General features: G+C 50.8%; 2 protein-coding genes and 1 pseudogene. 2 read left to right on the top strand and 1 reads right to left on the bottom strand.

Annotated features, from left to right (window positions below; all coding sequences use genetic code 11):
- Positions 1 to 431 (bottom strand): annotated as a pseudogene (locus F7R27_RS18560) (helix-turn-helix domain-containing protein); the annotation flags it as partial.
- 225 nt (positions 432 to 656) lie between these two features.
- Between F7R27_RS18560 and F7R27_RS18555 the strand changes: the two are divergent.
- Both F7R27_RS18555 and F7R27_RS18550 read left to right on the top strand, forming a co-directional pair.
- On the top strand, positions 657 to 989 hold the full coding sequence (locus F7R27_RS18555) for a transcriptional regulator (protein ID WP_240776440.1): 333 nt from the start codon (positions 657 to 659) through the stop codon (positions 987 to 989).
- Entirely contained in the window at positions 982 to 1,281 is a 300-nt protein-coding gene (locus F7R27_RS18550) for a helix-turn-helix domain-containing protein (protein WP_151705760.1), read from the top strand. Before F7R27_RS18555 ends, F7R27_RS18550 begins: the two co-directional genes overlap by 8 nt.
- The last annotated feature ends 179 nt before the right edge of the window (positions 1,282 to 1,460 follow it).

The following is a 1,460-nucleotide window of genomic DNA, read 5'->3' as shown; positions in this document are numbered from 1 at the left end:
GTGACCTCCTGATCACCCACCCGAACCCCACGCAGCTCGCCAGGATCAACCTGACACTGAACACCGGGTACATCATCAATGATGGGCTCAAAGTAGCGCACCTGAGCAATCGACACCTCTTGGCGCAACTGCTGGATATAGCGTCGTAAGCTACGATCCGACGCTGGAATGGAACCATACTTGGTGCGCAGTTTACGGGCCACTTTAACCGCACTGAGTTCAGGAAACTCGCCCAACAGATACACCAGATAGCTGCGGTACTCATCCAGCTTTTTAGTACGGCAAGGATCAGACTGCTGCGCCTGAATAACCTCTTCGGATAAGCGCAGGTATTTACGTACGGTATTGCGAGAGATCGATAGCTGTTTGCTGATGGCTCGGACCGAAAGTCCCTGGCCGCTATCGTGCAGTGCTTTGATTTTATGAATCACAACCCACTCCTTCAAAACCCTTCCCCTTGTTCGTCATCATGAGGGGAAGGTACTGATTTCGGTGGCCAAAGCCACCCTGAGGGTGGGTCAAAATTAATGGCCAGAGGTGGGTCAGTTTAGTTGGCCATTAACAATGCCCTTTTCGTTGCGGCTTCGCCTTCACTACAAGGCCACGCGTGTTGGCGGCGTTAACCCTTCCTCCCTCGGCCTTGCTAATGTACGTCAATGACGTATAATGTTGTTATGTTTACTATCATCGAAACCCCTACATTCGAAGCGGATGCCAAAAAAATTTGGACTGAGGAGGAACGAAATGCGTTCTTCGCTTGGTTGGCGGCTAATCCTGAGATTGGCGACCCGATTCCTGGCAGTGGTGGATGTAGAAAGGTTCGTTGGTCTGTGGCGGGGTCAGGGAAGCGCGGTGGGGTGCGAGTCATCTACTTCACCAAGTTAGCTAACGGTGAGATCTGGTTATTGGTGATCTACAAAAAAGCTGTTAAGGAAAATATACCCGCGCATATCCTGAAAGCAGTTCGTGAGGTGCTGGAAAATGAATAACGAGATCTTGAGTGCAGAGGAGCTTGGCAGCAAGTTGCTCCAATCAGTTAAAGAAATGAAAGCTGGCAAAGTGGCTCGAACCAGTCGTGTAGTGCCTAATGAGGTTGCAGAGGCACGGGGCAAGACTGGGCTAACCCAAGTGGAGTTTGCTGAGGTACTGCATATTTCGCCACGCACCTTGCAGGAATGGGAGCAAGGCCGGCGTAAGCCATCTGGACCTGCAAAAGCGCTTATCGAGATTGCTTTCCGCCATCCTGAGGTTATTAGGGAAGACCTTGCGCTTAGGGGTTAACAAACAATTGCAGCGGAACAAATTTTGCTGCGCAAAATTCATCCGCTGAATTGGGCGTTGAGGCTGTCGGAAAAGTCCCACAGCCTTTGGCTGACGCGACAGACAAAGGCTAGAATCAGGTAACAGAACTTTACCTCACAGGTGGCAAGGGATGGCGCGGTATAAACACTACGATTACA

It is taken from the genome of Nitrincola alkalilacustris (assembly GCF_008973755.1).
Classification (GTDB): domain Bacteria; phylum Pseudomonadota; class Gammaproteobacteria; order Pseudomonadales; family Balneatricaceae; genus Nitrincola; species Nitrincola alkalilacustris.
The sequence above is the reverse complement of the archived record's forward strand: the minus strand, read 5'-3'. Positions and strand labels throughout refer to the sequence as shown.

Coding starts and splice junctions, on each gene's coding strand:
- F7R27_RS18555 (WP_240776440.1), top strand. CDS start 657: ATGACGTATAATGTTGTTATGTTTACTATCATCGAAACCCCTACATTC.
- F7R27_RS18550 (WP_151705760.1), top strand. CDS start 982: ATGAATAACGAGATCTTGAGTGCAGAGGAGCTTGGCAGCAAGTTGCTC.